General features: G+C 69.6%; 19 protein-coding genes. All 19 read right to left on the bottom strand.

Translation table 11 applies throughout. The annotated features are described in order from the left end of the window. Nucleotides 1-9 precede the first annotated feature (9 nt). The 19 genes from ACTWQR_RS32105 to ACTWQR_RS32015 all read right to left on the bottom strand — a co-directional run bounded on the left by ACTWQR_RS32105 (nt 10) and on the right by ACTWQR_RS32015 (nt 15,652). Nucleotides 10-3,132, bottom strand: coding sequence for a hypothetical protein (locus ACTWQR_RS32105; RefSeq protein WP_443230714.1), 3,123 nt, complete (start codon nt 3,130-3,132; stop codon nt 10-12). 130 nt (nt 3,133-3,262) lie between these two features. Then, a complete protein-coding gene (locus ACTWQR_RS32100; RefSeq protein WP_443230713.1) occupies nt 3,263-3,715 on the bottom strand; it encodes a hypothetical protein in 453 nt (150 codons plus the stop codon). 9 nt (nt 3,716-3,724) lie between these two features. Next, nucleotides 3,725-4,231 (bottom strand): hypothetical protein, encoded by a 507-nt coding sequence (locus ACTWQR_RS32095; RefSeq protein ID WP_443230712.1) that lies wholly within the window; start codon nt 4,229-4,231, stop codon nt 3,725-3,727. A gap of 8 nt (nt 4,232-4,239) precedes the next feature. Continuing rightward, the gene (locus tag ACTWQR_RS32090; RefSeq protein ID WP_443230711.1) at nt 4,240-5,229 is read right to left on the bottom strand and encodes a phage tail tube protein; all 990 of its coding nucleotides are present in this window, start codon (nt 5,227-5,229) and stop codon (nt 4,240-4,242) included. A 3-nt stretch (nt 5,230-5,232) separates the two neighbouring features. Further along, entirely contained in the window at nt 5,233-5,451 is a 219-nt protein-coding gene (locus ACTWQR_RS32085; RefSeq protein ID WP_443230710.1) for a hypothetical protein, read from the bottom strand. Between the two features lie 26 nt (nt 5,452-5,477). After that, nucleotides 5,478-5,942, bottom strand: coding sequence for a hypothetical protein (locus ACTWQR_RS32080; RefSeq protein ID WP_443230709.1), 465 nt, complete (start codon nt 5,940-5,942; stop codon nt 5,478-5,480). Then, nucleotides 5,943-6,500, bottom strand: coding sequence for a head-tail connector protein (locus ACTWQR_RS32075; protein WP_443230708.1), 558 nt, complete (start codon nt 6,498-6,500; stop codon nt 5,943-5,945). 9 nt (nt 6,501-6,509) lie between these two features. Then, complete coding sequence (locus ACTWQR_RS32070) at nt 6,510-6,737, bottom strand: hypothetical protein (protein ID WP_443230707.1); 228 nt, start codon at nt 6,735-6,737, stop codon at nt 6,510-6,512. A 62-nt stretch (nt 6,738-6,799) separates the two neighbouring features. Then, entirely contained in the window at nt 6,800-8,014 is a 1,215-nt protein-coding gene (locus ACTWQR_RS32065; RefSeq protein WP_443230706.1) for a phage major capsid protein, read from the bottom strand. An 89-nt stretch (nt 8,015-8,103) separates the two neighbouring features. Beyond that, nucleotides 8,104-8,778, bottom strand: a complete 675-nt coding sequence (locus tag ACTWQR_RS32060; protein WP_443230705.1) for an HK97 family phage prohead protease — start codon at nt 8,776-8,778, stop codon at nt 8,104-8,106. Beyond that, nucleotides 8,778-9,926: a phage portal protein gene (locus ACTWQR_RS32055; protein ID WP_443230704.1), complete on the bottom strand. Its 1,149-nt coding sequence runs from the start codon at nt 9,924-9,926 to the stop codon at nt 8,778-8,780. The genes ACTWQR_RS32060 and ACTWQR_RS32055 overlap by 1 nt, the downstream gene beginning before the upstream one ends. 13 nt (nt 9,927-9,939) lie before the next feature. Continuing rightward, complete coding sequence (locus ACTWQR_RS32050; protein ID WP_443230703.1) at nt 9,940-11,412, bottom strand: terminase; 1,473 nt, start codon at nt 11,410-11,412, stop codon at nt 9,940-9,942. Further along, nucleotides 11,405-11,683 (bottom strand): hypothetical protein, encoded by a 279-nt coding sequence (locus tag ACTWQR_RS32045; protein WP_443230702.1) that lies wholly within the window; start codon nt 11,681-11,683, stop codon nt 11,405-11,407. The genes ACTWQR_RS32050 and ACTWQR_RS32045 overlap by 8 nt, the downstream gene beginning before the upstream one ends. 180 nt (nt 11,684-11,863) lie before the next feature. Then, the gene (locus ACTWQR_RS32040; RefSeq protein WP_443230701.1) at nt 11,864-12,301 is read right to left on the bottom strand and encodes a hypothetical protein; all 438 of its coding nucleotides are present in this window, start codon (nt 12,299-12,301) and stop codon (nt 11,864-11,866) included. Nucleotides 12,302-12,305: 4 nt separating this feature from the next. Continuing rightward, on the bottom strand, nt 12,306-12,482 hold the full coding sequence (locus ACTWQR_RS32035) for a hypothetical protein (RefSeq protein WP_443230700.1): 177 nt from the start codon (nt 12,480-12,482) through the stop codon (nt 12,306-12,308). A 13-nt stretch (nt 12,483-12,495) separates the two neighbouring features. Continuing rightward, complete coding sequence (locus ACTWQR_RS32030) at nt 12,496-12,708, bottom strand: hypothetical protein (RefSeq protein WP_443230699.1); 213 nt, start codon at nt 12,706-12,708, stop codon at nt 12,496-12,498. A gap of 2 nt (nt 12,709-12,710) precedes the next feature. Beyond that, the gene (locus ACTWQR_RS32025; RefSeq protein ID WP_443230698.1) at nt 12,711-12,989 is read right to left on the bottom strand and encodes an HNH endonuclease; all 279 of its coding nucleotides are present in this window, start codon (nt 12,987-12,989) and stop codon (nt 12,711-12,713) included. A gap of 225 nt (nt 12,990-13,214) precedes the next feature. Then, nucleotides 13,215-13,394 (bottom strand): hypothetical protein, encoded by a 180-nt coding sequence (locus ACTWQR_RS32020; RefSeq protein WP_443230697.1) that lies wholly within the window; start codon nt 13,392-13,394, stop codon nt 13,215-13,217. Nucleotides 13,395-13,576: 182 nt separating this feature from the next. After that, complete coding sequence (locus ACTWQR_RS32015) at nt 13,577-15,652, bottom strand: ATP-binding protein (RefSeq protein WP_443230696.1); 2,076 nt, start codon at nt 15,650-15,652, stop codon at nt 13,577-13,579. Nucleotides 15,653-15,668: the final 16 nt, after the last annotated feature.

Here is a 15,668-nt window from a genome sequence, read left to right as displayed (position 1 = left end):
CCGCTCGTCTCATGCCAGTCCGAGGGCGGCGCCGCCCTTGGCCTGCTTCAGGGACAGCAGGCCGCGCTGGACTTCACGCCATACGGCCTGCGGGTCTGCTCCCGGCCGCACCTCGAGGTTGAGGTTGATGACGGTGGTGCCGCCGCTGCCCGCGACAGCGGGACGGCCGAGCACCGGGCTGGTGGCGGCGACCCGCCCGGACACGGCGGCGAGCGCCGAGTCGAGCACGGGCATGCCGTCGACCAGGCCGCGCGCCAGGCCCTGGGTGGAGTACTTGCCGAGCTGGGCCATCACCGTGGACGGCGACTTGATGCCGAGGGACTTCTTGATGCTCTTCTGCATCGCCTGGGCGATCCGCATCATCAGGTCCTCGACGGCCTTCTGCTGGCCCTCCAGCCCTTTGAGGAAGCCTTTCCCGGCGTTCTTGCCCGCGTCGTACAGCCGGTCGGCGCCGATCCTGCCGAGCGATTCGGCCGAGTCGTTGATGGCGTACTGGGTGGAGTTGATCGACTTGAAGACGGCGTTGTTCGCGCCGGCCAGGGCGGACGCGTAGGCGTATCCCTGCTCTGGGCCCATCTCCAGGATCTCGCGCAGCATGGTCTTGTTGAGGCCGCGGCTGGCGAGGGTCTTGATGTAGCTGGTGAAGGTGCGCATCTTGGTCAGCTTCTGCGCGAGCTTGGCCTGGATCCCTGCCGCGCTCACCTCCTCCTCGCCGCCGAACATCGAGCCCAGCGAGGCTGACTGCTTGGCGCCGACGCGGGTCGTCTCGGCGAACTCCTTCGCCGCCTTGATCTTCCCGGCGATCCAGTCCCGCGTCACGGCCTGGCGGTCGTTCTTGTAGCTGACCTCCTTCAGCATCTTCAGCAGCGAAGCTTCCTTCTTGCCGGAGAACGCTGTCTGGATGTCCTTGGCGAGATCCTTGGCCGTCGCCTTGATCTTCTCGCGGGACCCGGTGAGCCCCTTGATCAGACCGGCGCCGACATCCTTCGCCAGGGCCGCCGTCTTCTTCGACGGTGACGCGATCTCCAGCTCGCCCCGGATGCCGGCCGGGACCGCGGCCGCCATACGACGGGCCGCAGCTTCGACCATGCTGATGCCCGCGCCCATGCCACCGGCCAGGCCGCGGGCCGTGTCCCACCCGGCGCCCACGGTCCCGCTCAGCATGGACTTGGTCTTCCCCGCGTCGAAGACCCGCGCGGCCTGTCCGAACACCACCAGCTCCGGGCCTTGTTCGCCGACCATGGCGAGTTCGCCCGCCTTGGGTGTACCGCCCGCCGCGTACTTCGAGACACCACCCTCGCCCTGCCCGGGGCGGCCGGACGTGTTGTTCTGCGCGATCGTCCGCCGGACGGTGGTGATAGTGACGGTCCTATTTCGGAGCGACGCCAGCTCATCCTTCGCCTGACGTACCTTCTCCCGCAGGTCGTCAATCTTCGCCTTCAGAGCCGCGCGCTTCTCCGGCGGCACCGTCTTCAGCTTCGCCTTGGCGGTCGTGATCTGGGATTCCCAGTTGTTGATGTTCAGCTTCAGCTTGCCCGCCGCCAGCTTCGGCACCGTCGACGCGGCGAACTGGCTGGCCTTCTCCTCGGCCGCCTGGAGGCCGGAGATGTACGAGTCCTTGAACGACTGGAACTTCTTGTCGGCCGACTTCAGCTTGCCGCCGATGCCGGGAATCCAGCCGAACGCGACGGCCGCCGCGTGCAGTACGCCGCCCAGCGCGGTGACCATGCTGCCGGTCACCAGCCGGAACACCTTGATCAGGGTGGGCAGGTGCGTCACTCCGGCCTGCACCAGCGTCAGGAACCCTTCCGCGCCCTGGCGGGCGAACTCCTGGATGGCGCCCTTGTTGTTCTGGATCGACGCCGACAGCCGTTGCAGCGGGCCGCGGGCCTTGTCGATCTCGGAGAACGACGGCAGCAGGGCGCCGACGATCGCACCCGCCGTGTCCTTCACCGTCGGCCCGATGATCTGCATGAGCTGGGTGACCGACTTCACGCCGTAGCCCAGATCCTTGAAGATCGGACTCAGGCCCTTGACGGCCCGCCCCAAGGTGTCGAGGACACCCGCGCCGGTCACGCCCATGGAGGTGAACAGCTCCCCCAGCACCGGGCCGAGCGCGCGGGCCACCTCACCGGAGAACCGGCCGATCGCCGGAAGCAGACTGTTGATCATGTTGAAGAAGCCGGTGAGGAACTTGCCGCTGCCCTCGATGCCGGTCTTCAGCCCCTCGAACATGCCGGGCAGGCCCTTGCCGAGCACGTCCCGGATGCCGCCGGAGAGCGCCGTCAGGGTCGGCTTCGACTCCGCGCCGAACGACAGGAAGCTGCGGCCCAGGCCGCCGAGCCCGGACATCATGTCGCCGACGAACAGCCGCCCCAGATCAAGGTTGGTCTGCAGGTCCTTCTGGAACCCGGAGTCCTTGAACATCCGGCCCGCGCCCTCGGCTGCCTTCCCGAAGGCGCCGCCGAGCTCGGTCATCCCCTTGCCGAGGATTTTCACCAGCGGGGCCGCGTCCTTCACTGCCTTGGTGAAGCCGGGCAGCATCGCCTTCTGGATGTCCTTGCCGACGCCGGCGAATTCCTTCTTCATGCCCACGAGTTCCTTGGTGAAGGAACGCGCCTCGGGGGACAGCTTCTTGAGGGCTTTCTCGTACTCCTCCTTGTCCTTGCCCGCCGCGGCCATGGCATCGCCGACCCCGGCGAACCCGAGCTTCAGCGTGCCCGCGGCGAGCCCGGCTCCGGCCATCATCGGAACCAGGGCGCCGAGCGCGGGCAGCAGCGACAGGCCGGCGGCCGCCGCCACGCCGCCCATCGCGCCGCCCAGGCCGCCGCCCGATTTCCCCAGGGACGCCGCGGCGTCGCTGCCCGCGGCGCTGACGTCGCCGAGACGGCGGGTCAGGTCGGGCATCCCGCTGCCCATCGTCCGGCTGGCGTCGGCGACGGAGAGGAACCGGCCGTTGAGATCGCGCAGGCGGCCGTTGGCGTCCCGGGTGAACTGGGTCACCGCGCGGGAGTTGGCGTTCATGTCGTCGTTCAGGCGGCGGTGCAGCCGGGCAGAGGAGTCCCCGGCCCCGTTGAAGACCGGGGTCAGCCGGTCGTCGCCGTCGAGGACGAACCGCATCCGCTCGGCCATCACTCACCTCCGCGCAGTCGGGACTCGTGGGCGTCGATCCACGCGGTGAGCAGGTCGAACTCGACCTCGGTGAGGTCGTCGACGTCGTGCGCGGTGTAGTGGAGGTAGTGGCCGAACAGCGGCAGGTAGGTCAGCCGTCGCTCGGTGAAGCTGGGCTCGGCTCGGGCTCGGCGGGTGCCAGCTCTTTTGGGGCCGTCACATCGGCGATCGCCGCCTCGCAGGCCTCGCGGTCGGCGGTCGACTCGCGCAGCTCGTCCCAGGCTTCGGCCAGATCGTCCGGGTTACTGCCCCACTTCGCGAAGATCCGCTCGGCGTAGGCGCGGGTCTCCCGGGCGTCCAGGCGGACCCGCAGCTCGTCCTCGAACGGGTCGAACTCGGCGTAGCGCAGGGCCGGTTCCGTGCGCTGCTTGATAGCCCAGGCAGCGGTACGCATCGCGTTGATCTCGCCCTCGGCCATCGCTTCCTTAATGTCGGCCCAGCGGGCGCCTGCGGTCCGCTCGATGACCTGGATCTCGGAGGCGCGCAGCCGTCCCGCGTCGAACCGCTGCGGCTCGCCGCCCTCCGGCGTGTACTCGATGATCAAAGGATGCTCCTATCCGAGACGGCGCCGGACGTCGTCGAGGACCCGGTTGACCTCGGCGTCCATGCGCGGACGATGGCGGCGGACCGTGGTGTCCCACCAGGGCGGCGTGGCGTACTGGTTGACCCAGCGGCGCCGGTTGCCGAACACCGGATGCCGCAGACGGCCGCTGTTCAGCAGGGCCGGGATGTTCTTGTAATCCGGCGGCATGCGGGCCTTGTCGATCCACACCGTGGCACCGGGGTTGCCGCCGGTGCGCACCGAGATCCGGATCGCCGCGGCGATCGTCGCCCGCAGCGGGCGATCGTTGGGAGATGATCCGCCCTCGCGCGTGCTGCGGCCCTGACTGCGGATGTCCAGGGCGAGCATCGTGGATTGCAGGTCGGCCTTCAGCGGCTCGGCCGCCCGCCGGATCCGGCGCTGCATGCTCTGGCGGATGTTCTCCCCGCCGGCAGCCCGCAGTCTCCGCTGGAGTTCGAGCAGGCTGCCGGTGTTGAGGAGCCGCACATCACGCGTCACAGCTCACCTCACAGCGTCACGTCGGTGGACATGTACTCGATGACGGGCTGGTTGGTGGCGTCGAACAGGCCCGTGAACTGCAACGTCTGCTTGATGACGTCGAAGCCTTCGACTGCGGGCGGCGCCTCGTCGAACTTGATCGCGGGCAGCTTGACGCGGAACGTCTCCGCGTTCGACGCCTCGATGACCGGGCCGATGAACTCCCACACCAGCGCCGTCGCCGCATCGCTGGTGTGCAGGTCGTCGAGGATGGTGTCGACGTAGTCCCGCTCGATCGACCCTGTGATCTTCACCTGGTCGTTCGTGATCGGCTCCGCCTTCAGGCCGTTCGCCCCGGCATAGAACCGGTCCGTGGCCTGCGGCCGCTCGAACTTGACGGATACCTTGCGGACACCGTCCCGGGCCACCTCCGATGCGAAGGTGCCGGTCTTCAGCGCCATCTGCGAGAAATTGAACGGCGACATGGTCGGGTACGTCGCGACGACCAGGGTCTGTGTCTCGTCGACGTTCTTGCAGTCGAACTCGAAGGTGGCCATGAGCATGCCGCCGACCTCGCACGAGAACTCCGCGCTGGTCACCTTGCAGCCCACGAACGACTTGTCCGTCACCACGCCGGTGGTGAGCGGGATTCCCGTCTGGATCACCAGGGACTTGCCCGCAGTGTCCGCCAGCGTGTGCGTCTGCAGGTACGCCGTGGTCGCAGCCTGCTGGACCGGCGTGACCGAGGTCCCCATCAGGGACTGCAACAGCAAGCCCATGCCCTTGTTGGTGACCTCCATGTCGACCGAGCCGGACGCCTCCCGCTGGGTGACCACCCGCCGCGACGACAGCGGCAGCAGACGACCGGCCGCGATCCCCGCGGACTGCGCCGTCGTCTTCTTCAGGACCAGCGATTCCTTCGTGAACTCCAGGTGCTTGCTGGGTGCCACGTAGGTTCCGTAGGTCACCTCGGCACCGATGCTGAGCTGGGCGCCGAGCCCTGATCCGATGTTCACCATGGATCAGCCCTCCTTCTGCGGCGCGCTCTTGGCCGCGGTCATCTTCTTCGCCGCGGCCTTCGCGCCCGGCTCCTCGACTGCCTCCCACGTCTGCGGCTGGCAGACGTAGGCCTCGAACCTCTCGTCCGGAACCTCGACCACCTCGTCCGGCTGGACAACGCGCTCGGGTCCGAGCTCAGGCACGGACACCTCTTCCGGGCCGATGAAGCGCACACGCGCCATGGCAGTACTCCTTGGATGGGGATGGATCAGATACGGGCGCGGCACGAGACCGTGAAAGCCAGACCGGCGACAGCGCCCTCGGTCTGGGCCTGCAGCAGGTTGCCGGTGGTCAGGTGCGCCCACAGCACGGTGCCGTTCAACGTCGGCGCGGTAGGCGCCGCGTCGGTTGCCCGCAGCGCCGTCTCGATCTCACCGACCAGTTCGAAGACGCGGGCCCGGCGCAGGGACATGTCCTTGTCGCCCGCACGCGACTCCGCGTAACCCGCGATCTCGAAGTCCTCGTCACGGGTGCGGGCACCTGCGGAGGCGAACCGCTGCTGCAGGTCGACCGCGGCCTCGGCGCCCGGCTGCCACCCCACGTGGATCCTGTCTCTGTCGGTGAGGTTGGTAGAGGCCGGGCCGTCGACGATGCGCACCTCGGCCAGAGCGGGCCGGGCCCGCAGGATCGCGAGCAGCGCGGCGACGGCGGCCGGCACACGGGAGGTCGCCATCTACGCCACCCCCGGCGGAACCTTGTACGGCTCCAGCAGCTGCAGGACCCGGTTCGGGATCGCGTAGCCCCAGCCGGACACCGGCTCGTTCACGCTGAAGTCGTCGCCGCCTCCGACCCCGGACAGACCGCGCGACGCCCCGTACTGGGTGCGCCACAGATGCTGAAGCAGGATCAGCGCAGCGAGCTTGATGGTGGCCGGCACCGTGCCCCGGCCAGCGGTGTACGTCGCCGTCCACGGGCCGCCGCTGAAACAGGCGCCGTCCTTGCGGCGCAGGATGCCCGTCGCCGAGTCGACCGCGACGTCGGACACCGTGACCGCCGTGCCGTCCGTGAGGACCGGCACCAGCGACGTCAGCGTAACCACGGGGATGTGGGACAGGCAGAGCATGGCGCCGCCCGCGGTGGTCGTCTCCGTCACCGCGCGGCTCTCGACCGGCCCAACGTGCCGCTCGATCGCCGCGGTCAGGGCTTCGACATAGACCTGCAGCTCGGTGTCGTGCGTGGCCGTGTCGATGTCCAGCTGCGCCTTCGCCTCGGCCAGCGTCAGGAGCGCCACGGGCCCCCCTCAGCTCTTGCCGGTGCTGCGCCGTCGGCGCGGCGGGACGGCCGTCTCAGGCTCGCCCTTGGCGGCGGTGTTCTCCTCGGCCGGAGCCTCGGCACCGAGCGCTTCGGCCAGGCCTGCGGTCAGCAGGTGCTCGGCCTCGCCCTGGGGCACATCTGCCGTGCCGCCGACCGGGGGCCAGGGCGCGCCGTCGCGGGTGCCGGACAGGGCGACCTTCATGCGCACGCGCATGCTGTTCTCCTTCCTGGCCCGGCGGGCGGCCGCTACGAGGCCCCGCCCGCCGGGACGTTGGGTCAGGCCGCGTTGCCGGTGAAGACCTTCAGCGCGCCGGTCTGGTCGACGGTCAGGCCGTCCGCGCGCAGCAACGCACGGAAGGTGACCAGGTCGGAGTTGAACGCGAACTCGTCGCTGCGCTCGAACCGGACCCCGCCCGCCATGCGGACGAAGTACGCGGAGAAGTCACCGAAGACCACGGACTTCGCACCCAGGGCCACAGCCGCCACGGTCGGGTCCGTGTGGACCGGCTTGGCCAGCAGGGTGTCCGGGACGCCGACCTGAAGAGACGGCTGCCACAGGTACTGGCCGTTGAGGTCCTTGAGCTTCCGGGCCGCCGCCATGGTGGCGTCGCGCATCATCCAGCCGCACGAGGTGCTGTTGCGGTACGGGGCGATGACCGAGAAGAACAGGTCGATCAGGTCGTCCGCGGTGAAGGCGCCCGCCACGCCCGCACCGCCGGTCTTGCCGGTCGACGCCGAGGTGACGATGCCTGTGGGCTGGCCGGTTCCGGTGCCCGTGACGGCGTGCGCGCCGAACGCGTTACCCAGCGCCCGCCCGGCCTGCATGGCCAGGTAGCCCTCCAGGTCCACGCCAGTGTCCGTGGTCAGCTCACGGCTGACCTGGATGAGCGTGCCGTACTTGTGCGCGCCCAACGTCCGCTTGGCGAACGCAGGGTCCGACTCACCGATGGTGCCGCCCTCCGCGACGATCGCCGCCGAGGAGTGCGCCGTCGTGGTCGGCACCTCGATGTTCTCGCCCGACGCCGTGTTCAGCACGGTCGGGCCCGCCATCATCACGCCAGACACCTCGATGAGGTGGGCGATCAGCTGGTTGTAGAACGTGGTCGGGACCGTGTTGCCGCCGGCCGTGGCCGTGCCCTTGGTCAGGTCACGGAAGTTGACCGGGCCCTCGGGGCAGACCTCGATGGAGCGCAGCTCGCCGCGGGCGAACCGGCGCAGCTCGGTGTCCTCGTGCCCCTTGCGGGCCTGCTCCTGCGGCTTGGCGAGCAGCCCGGCGAACGCGGCCTCGGCGTCCTTGGCGCGCTGCTCGGCCTCGGTGAGGTCCTTCACGCGGGCGTCGATCTTGTCGAGGTCCGCGTTGAAGGCCTGGTACTTGGCCTCCTCCTCCGCAGACAGCTCCCGCTTCTCGCCCTCCGCGGTGTCGAGCAGCTCCTTGGCCTGCTCCCACACATTGGCGCGGCGCTCCTGAATCGCCTTGATGTACGAACTCACGTCGCCCTCCTGGGCATGACGAAGGCACCCGCGGCGGATCGGCCGGGGTGCCTGGGTGGGTGGTGTGTCGAGGTGGGGTTCGCCCTGCCTCAGAAGGTGCGGCGCCTCATGAGCTCGGCGCGCCGCTGCCGTACCGCCATGACCGGGTGGGGTTCGCCCTGCCCAGTCGGCGGGATGATCGTGGGGGCCGGAACCCCGAGGAACCGCTTCAGCTCACCGGCCTCCGCCGCAGCCCGAACCTCGGCCAGCTCGGCGCCGGCCTTCTCGGCGAGCGAGCGCAGGCCCGTCGACGTGTCCAGGTACGCCGGGTCGTTCACCGGGGCCACGTCGACCAGCTGGCCGGACAGCAGCGTCCGCACCGGGAAGCCGTCGTCGGTCATCGCCCAGTCGTCCTCGAACGTGTAGAACGCGAACGACGACTCGCTGATGTCGCCGCGCTGCACCAGCTCGTACACGTCGCCGCGGGCCTGCGGCACGTCGACGCTGTAGTCCAGGCCGGTGCCGTCCGTCTGTAGCCGCAGCGTGCCCGCCCGGGACGTGCCCAGCAGATACGCGTTGTCGTGGTTGTAGCGGGCCATCACGCGCGGCCAGCCGTCCCCCTCGGACTTCGCGAAGAACCCGGGGTCGATGCGCTCGACGAAGCCGCCGAGGTTGCGGGACAGCGTGTTGAACTTCGCCGCGTACCCGCCGATCGTCCTGCTGTCGCCGGCCGCCCGAACCTCCACGAGGCCGCGCGTGAACCGACGCTCACTGTCGCCGTTCATCACTTCTCGCTTTCGTCCGGTGCCACCTTGACCAGTGGCGTGTAGTCCTGCCCCAGACCGTTGGGCAGCGGCTCTTCGTCTTCCACGCGCCGCAGCTCGTCGATGCTGTGCAGGCCGATCGAGCGGGAGATCCGGTGCGCCTGGTAGCGGGTCAGGGTGTCGGTGCGCAGCATCGCGTCCACGTTGAACCGCGCCTCCTCGGTGGGAGGCCGCAGCCAGGAGAACGCATCCTCCAGCCGGGCCAGCCACGGCCGCAGCGTCCAGGTCAGCAGGTCGATGCTGTTCTGCTCGACCGTCGCGTAGGTGAGGCTGCCGCCGGTCTCGCCGCCCACCTTCTCCGGCGGCACACCGTAGATCGCGGCGATCTGGTTCGCGGTCGCCTTGATGGTCTCCAGGAACTGCGACTCCTCGGCCGGCACCGAGATCGGCTTGTACTTCGTCCCGCCTCCGAGAGCCACGACGTCGCGCCCCTCGGCGGCCTCTTTGAACCGGGCCTTCAGGATCAGCGCAGCTTCCCGGGAAACCTCCTGGTCCGTCTCCAGGACGGCGCTGGGCGTGGACCCGTTCGCGAACCAGTCCCGGCCGAACTCGTAGGCCAGCAGCCCGGTCTCGGTCGTCGTCGCGAAGTACGCGATCGGCGACAGCCCCAGGATCTGGCCGGGCACCGTGTACGCGGGGATGTGGAACATCTGCCCGTCCTCGAGGCGGCGGCCCTTGTAGTACCAGACCGGGACGGCGGCGAGGTTGTCCTCGATACTCACATCGTCCGGATGCAGCCACTCGATCTGGCTCGGCCAGCCGTCCGGCCCCCACGCCACGATCAGCCCATACGCGTTGCCGCGCAGCGTCAACGAGGTCATGCACCGGTGCAGCCAGTCGTAGCGCGTACCGACCGCAGCCGGCCGCCGGAACAACGGGGGCACGGGGACGCGCAGGTGGTCCTCACCGTCTGCCCGGTAGCTCTTCAAGGGCAGCGACGCCACCGAGTCCGCGAGCAACCGCGTCGCCGCGTACACAGGCCCCAGACGCAGCGCCCTCTCCTGACTGCCGCCCCGCAGGACGGACACGTCGCCGCCCGAGCCCCACACGTCCTGATACGAGATCGCCCGCTTCTGCTCCCTGCGGCGGAAGGGCCACCACCAGCTCATGCCGTCACCCTTCTCACCACACGTTGTCGAGAATGTCTGCGGGCTTTTCCACCTGCGCGCCGAGGCCCCACTTGGCGAGGGTCGACGCGACGAGCGGGCTGATGTCGACGTTCACGCCACGCCGCGCCCACGCCCACGCGTCACCCAGCGGCCGCTTCTGTGCGCCCGCCAGAGCCGTCGCCATAGGAGCCTGGTCGAGGTGGCTGAGGGCCTGCTCGGTGACCGCGTCGTAGAACTGGCCGCACGCCGCCGCGACTTCGCGAGCCTTCGGGGAGACGATCTCCACGCCGAGCCGGTCGGCAAGATCCTCGATCAGCGAACCAGCAGGGCCGCCCGCGTCGACGACCCAGCACCGCGGCTTCCACTTCTTGTGGAGCTCCTCGGCCCGGTCGAGGATCCAGCCGGTACCCGGCCGGTGCTCGACCACCTCGACGTGCGTGCCGCCTCGCCAGCGCCCCGCCACGGCGATGGCCGCGTGTGACCGTTCGGGCGTCATGTCGATGGCGAAGACCACCTGCCCGTCCGGCTTCGACTCCGCGGCCGCCAGCGCCCGCCATGCGTCCTCGCCGATGACCTGCCAGGTGTCCGTGCCGTCCGCCGGATACTCGCCGACACCCAGTCGTTCCTGCGCGTACAAGGCGTCCCCCAGCATCAGCCGTTCGTTCGCGCACTTCTCCAGCGTCAGCCGGTAGCCGACCGCCGGATTGGCCCGGAGGATCGACCCAACGGCCGCCAAGTCGTCGTGCTCAGTGCAGCCCGTCGTGCACTCGTCTCGGTGCTCGTTGATGGACCACTCGAAGTAGGCGAGGGCAGGGTCCGGGATGCCGGTCTCCTGCGCGGCCAGCGCACGGCGCCGGAGTCTGCCCAGTTGCACGGACTGGTGGCCGATCCCCGCCGACCCCAGGTACCAGGTCTGCGGGTTGGCGACCGCTGCAAGAGTCGGGGCCAGCGCCGCCATGGCGTCCTCGCCGAGGATCATGTCCTCGTCGAGGATGATGCAGTCCGCCGTGAAGCCGCGCCCGGAGCCGCCGGAGCGGGCGATGAACCGCAGCTCCTGCCCGGAGTGCAGCTCGATCGACTCGTCGCCGACCGTCTTCCGGTAGATCTTCACGCGCTTGTGCAGGTCAGGGCACCCACGGATCAGGTTCTCGATCCGTTTGTAAGCGGCCTTCGCCGTCTTGAACTCGTGGGCGCTATGCAGGATCATCCGCTCGCCGCCGATGAACAGACCCCACAGCTCGCGGGCCTCGATCACCCCGCCTTTCCCATTCTGGCGAGGGACGTTGACGCACACCTCGGCCGACGCCCAGTTGCCGTCGGCGCGCTCGCCCATGCCCTGGTCGAGGATGTGCTGCTGCCAGGGGTCCAGCTTCAGCCCGGCCCGGGCCGCCAGGTCGACGGCCTCCTGCCCGGCGCTCGACAGCGCGAGGCCGGGCACGGTGAAGATCCTGGGGCGCTGGTTGCCGTAGGCGGGGCCGTCAGTCACCGGAGGTACGGAGGAGCCGGAGCTTCTCCCGGCGCTCCTCTCGGTTACGAGTGATGTCATCGACCGTGTCCCCCTTCTCCCCGACGGGGGCGAGCTTGCGGAGGTCGGCCATGATCGTGCGGAGCTTGTCGGCGACGACGGCCTTGGCGGTCGGGGCGTCCGAGTCGTCGATCGCTTTGGCGAGGTCTCGGGCGACGGCCGCCATGCCGGGCGACGTCTCGTCCGCGTGAAGATCTTCAAGCTCGGTGGCGATCTTGTCGGCGACGCTCATGATCACCCCCAGCGATGACGGAGCGTTACATCACGCTGAGTGACCGTCGCTAAATCGCTAGCCTTCGCTTCGCCGGATTAGGGCTTTGGATTTGGCCGCGCAAAAAATCGGGCGAGAAGGGCGTTTGGGTCGCCCGGTCGCCCCCTCAAAAAGGGACCGGCCTCGCTCGGTTGATCGTGATCACCAGGCCCGTGACGCCTGCGGCATCGCGGACCGTGACTGTCCGCGCCGGGCGTTGTACCAGCGGGCGGCGACCCTCTTCATGCCCGGCTGCCGCATGGCGTCGATGCGCTGCATGACGATGTCGCGGCCTGGGTCGATGGTGACGATGCGTGCCTCAAGCCTCTTGTACTTGGCGAGGGCCTTGGGGTTGGGCTGGGTGTGGATGACGTACACGTCGACCTTGTCGAGGTGTTGGAAGGCTTCGTCCATGGCTGCGTAGCGGGCGCGGTGTACGACCTTGGTCAGTACCTCGCTGTGTGCGTGGTGGTCGGCGCCTGGCCCGGCCATGGCCAGCGCCATCAGGTCGAGGTCGATGACGATGTCCTGCGCCTTGGCGTGCGCCTTGATCCAGCTGGACTTGCCTGCGGCCGGCGGGCCGGTGACGACGTAGAGCACGGCGTCACCTCCGGAGGCGCTCGCGTTCCTCCTGCTCGGCGCGGAGCTGGGCGGCGAGTGTGGCCACGGACTGCCGCATGCTGCTTCGGATCTTCTCTTCCAGCCAGCGCGTCACGGCGCGGGAGCTGGCTTCGACGGTGGAACTGCTACTGGGCAGCGTCGGATACGGCTCGGGCGTCATGCGCGCCATCGTCTCACCCGTAGTCCTCGACGCCCGCACCGTGCATCGGGTCGCCGGGGCGCCGTTCGGCGAGCAGGGCCTCGACGGACGTGGCGATGGTGCACACGTTGGCCTCGTCGGGGTGGTGGACGCAGACGAAGCCACCGGGCGTGAACTCGACTCCGGCCCACGCACGACCGTCGGCGAGGCGCAGGAGGAACGGGTGAGCGGGTGCGGGTACGGCCATGGTCACCACTTCCGTGAGGCTCGTTGCTGCCGCTTGGGCGCCGTCCGGTTGCCCCTGCTGCTGTTGCAGGCGCGGTGCGCGCTGCGGGCGTTTGCGGGGTCGAGGAGCTCCCCGCCCTTGGACAGCGGCACGAGGTGGTCGAGGGTGAAGGCGAGGGGGTGGCGCTTGCCGTCGACGTTGGCGGGGATGTTGTGGCCGCAGATCCAGCACGGATGCCCCATGCGCTTCACGGCGGCGACGAGGCGGCGGTAGGGGCGCCCGTTGCGCGGGTTGCCGGCCACGGGCGCCACCTCCTGTGCAAGCCCGCTGCCCGGTCGCTGGCCAACCGCGCGATGTCCCGCTTGTCCTCGGGGGCTACGGCCAGGCTCTCTATACCCGTCGCCGGGCAGCGGACGTTTGAGCATGACGAAGCCCCCGCCGGGGGGGGATTGGCGGGGGCTTCGTCATGGGTCTGTGTCCGGGCACGCCGGACGTGCCTTGAGTGTTACACCGGGTGATCAGGCTGGTCAAGCGGCCTTGGCGGGTGTACGGGCTTGGAGTTCGTGCAGGTCGACGAGGGCGCGGCCTTCGGTGTCGTGGCCGTGGTGGGTGAGCTTGCCGCGGTGGAGCCAGACGCGGATGGTGCCGGGCGGTATGCCGGTGGCTGTGTGCGCGGCGTAGGCGTCGACGAGGAGGGGCTGCTGCATGCCCCCATGATGCGGCAGGGAGGGAGGCGCTGGGGGCGTCAGAGAGGCCGTTTGCGGGGTCCCGAGAGGACCTGGCAAACGGCCTCCCTGCCTCCCTGAACACCCCGTTCTCCCTGATCATGAGGGGTTTCGGGACTCAGGGAGGCGGTCAGGGAGAACTCCCTGACCCCTGGCGGCTCCCTCTATGCGGCGTCGCGGTTGCCGAGGGCGTCGAGGACCTTCTCGCGGTCGACGACCATGACGCCGTCGCTCTTGTGCGGCTCGGCATCGAAGCCTTCGAGGAACTCCTTGAGGTCGCCGTACTTCCACTCGCGGTAGTAGGCCTCGTTGCGGGTGCGGAGCCCGTGGAGGACGTCCTGTGTGCGCATGCGCGGCGCCCCGCCGAGGGCGGCGAGGATGTCGGCGAGCGGGTCGACGTCCTGGACGACCTCCAGTTGGTGGATGGTGGCGACGCCGCTGCGCAGCTGCTTGGCGCGTTCGGCGATCTCCTTGGCGGGGTCGGTGTCGATGAAGTGGGTGCGGACGGTGATGGACGCTTCGCTGGCGGGGATGTCGATGCCGTCGGAGGCGACGACGACGGTGCCCTTGTCGAGGCCCTGGCGCAGCAGGTGAGGTGCGGCGCCGCCGTCTACGGCCTTGTCGCCGAGCGCCATCTTGGCCTGCGATTCGGTGCCGACGACGAGCGAGGCGCGGGTGTGGGCGCCTTCACGGACGAGCTTGGGCAGGTTCTCGTCTGTGGGGTCCTGGGTGCCCTGCCACAGGGTGACGTTGACGGCCCGGCCCTGGTTGTGGACGCGCCGGCAGGCCATGAAGTAGCGGCTGGTGGCCTTCTTCCCGCCGTAGGGCAGCTTGTTGTCGTCCTTGAGCGGGTTCATGAACGCGACCTGCGCCTCGTCGACGATGACGACGAGCGGATCGTGCACCGTGCCGGGGGGCGCCATGAGGCGGCGTTCCATCTCCTTGACGGCGGCCTCGACCATCTCGGTGACGGCGCAGGCGTGTTCGTCGGTGGGGCCTTGGATGAGGACGCGGGCGAGGCCTTCGAACATGCCCCAGTCGCCGATGCCCTTGAGGTCGCCGATCCAGAACTCAACGGTGGGGTCGAAGGCCAGCCACAGGGCGATGGCGCGCAGTGAGGCGGTCTTGCCCTGGTTGGAGAGACCAGTGATGAGCAGCATCCGCTGGTAGACGCTGAGGGCGACGGCGTCGCCGCGCAGGCTCTGCCCCCAGGGTGCACGCCCGGTCTTGTAGTTGGCGCGCACGTCCGGGTCGGTGACCAGGGGCGACGGGCCGATGGGCTCGTCGAGTGCGCCGGAGTCGGCGATCCACAGGCGCACGGTGCGGGCGGCTTCGGGGATGGTGATGAACACTTCGTGCTCGTGCCGGTTGAGGTTCTCGGCGAGCTTCCGGCGGCGCCCCTGGATCTCCTCGGTGGAGACGCCGGTGGGCAGGGTGACGTCGAGTTCGACGCCGCAGCCTGCGATGACGATCGGGGAGAGCATGGCGGCGCCGACGTCGCCCATGTTCTCGATGGACTTGCGGAGGGCGGCGATGCCGAGGTCCCGGAAGGCGGTGACGACGACGGAGGGCGTGATGGGGCCGCCGAGGTCGCGGACCTGGGCGGGCAGGGCCCACTGGGGTGCGGTGTGGCGGTGCTGGCCGACGGCCCATACGGCGGCGAGGCCGATCCACGGGGCGGCGAACAGGGCGGGGCCCCAGATGACGCCGCCGATGAACGCGACCCAGCGCACCAGGTCGACGACGGTCTCGATGGGCGTGAGGACGTCCGAGGCGTCGCCGCTGGACCAGGCGAGGAGGATGCCGAGCATGAGGAGGACGCCCGCGCCGGATCCGGCTGCGGAGGCGATGGCCTTGGGGGCTTGGATCATCGCGGCGAGGAGTTCCATGCGCCGCTTGTGGCGTGCCTTGCGGAACTGGTAGCCGCGGGCCTCCCACTCCTTGACCTCGTCCAGGAGGCCGGCGGCCTCGGCGGCGCGGATCATCCGCTCGTACCGGGACGCTGACCGGCCGTCCCAGGTGCGGCGGGCGACGACGCGCGTCCCGCCGATGACGTAGGCGCCGTGGCGGACGGCGAGGCGTCCTGTGGTGCGGACGCGTTCGTCGGCGAGGGCGGCTCGGGCGAGCTTGAGGTAGCGGGCGCGGCGGCGTTCGGGACCGGTGGAGGACGCCTCGGTGGCCGGAGCGTCCTGGGCGTCCTTGGGGGCGTCCTGTGGCGCCTTGATCAGTAGGTCGGTCATGCTGGGGGCTTCCTGT

The sequence above is a fragment of the Streptomyces sp. 2A115 genome (genome assembly GCF_052245575.1).
Taxonomy (GTDB): domain Bacteria; phylum Actinomycetota; class Actinomycetes; order Streptomycetales; family Streptomycetaceae; genus Streptomyces.
Note: the sequence above shows the minus strand (reverse complement) of the source record. Positions and strands in the feature narration are given on the sequence as shown.

Bases quoted from the DNA above. Each gene is read 5' to 3' on its own strand.
- ACTWQR_RS32045 (WP_443230702.1), bottom strand. From the start codon at position 11,683: ATGAGCGTCGCCGACAAGATCGCCACCGAGCTTGAAGATCTTCACGCG.
- ACTWQR_RS32055 (WP_443230704.1), bottom strand. From the start codon at position 9,926: ATGAGCTGGTGGTGGCCCTTCCGCCGCAGGGAGCAGAAGCGGGCGATC.
- ACTWQR_RS32035 (WP_443230700.1), bottom strand. From the start codon at position 12,482: ATGACGCCCGAGCCGTATCCGACGCTGCCCAGTAGCAGTTCCACCGTC.
- ACTWQR_RS32070 (WP_443230707.1), bottom strand. From the start codon at position 6,737: ATGCGCGTGCGCATGAAGGTCGCCCTGTCCGGCACCCGCGACGGCGCG.
- ACTWQR_RS32020 (WP_443230697.1), bottom strand. From the start codon at position 13,394: ATGCAGCAGCCCCTCCTCGTCGACGCCTACGCCGCGCACACAGCCACC.
- ACTWQR_RS32085 (WP_443230710.1), bottom strand. From the start codon at position 5,451: ATGGCGCGTGTGCGCTTCATCGGCCCGGAAGAGGTGTCCGTGCCTGAG.
- ACTWQR_RS32080 (WP_443230709.1), bottom strand. From the start codon at position 5,942: ATGGCGACCTCCCGTGTGCCGGCCGCCGTCGCCGCGCTGCTCGCGATC.
- ACTWQR_RS32090 (WP_443230711.1), bottom strand. From the start codon at position 5,229: ATGGTGAACATCGGATCAGGGCTCGGCGCCCAGCTCAGCATCGGTGCC.
- ACTWQR_RS32015 (WP_443230696.1), bottom strand. From the start codon at position 15,652: ATGACCGACCTACTGATCAAGGCGCCACAGGACGCCCCCAAGGACGCC.
- ACTWQR_RS32060 (WP_443230705.1), bottom strand. From the start codon at position 8,778: ATGAACGGCGACAGTGAGCGTCGGTTCACGCGCGGCCTCGTGGAGGTT.
- ACTWQR_RS32030 (WP_443230699.1), bottom strand. From the start codon at position 12,708: ATGGCCGTACCCGCACCCGCTCACCCGTTCCTCCTGCGCCTCGCCGAC.
- ACTWQR_RS32105 (WP_443230714.1), bottom strand. From the start codon at position 3,132: ATGGCCGAGCGGATGCGGTTCGTCCTCGACGGCGACGACCGGCTGACC.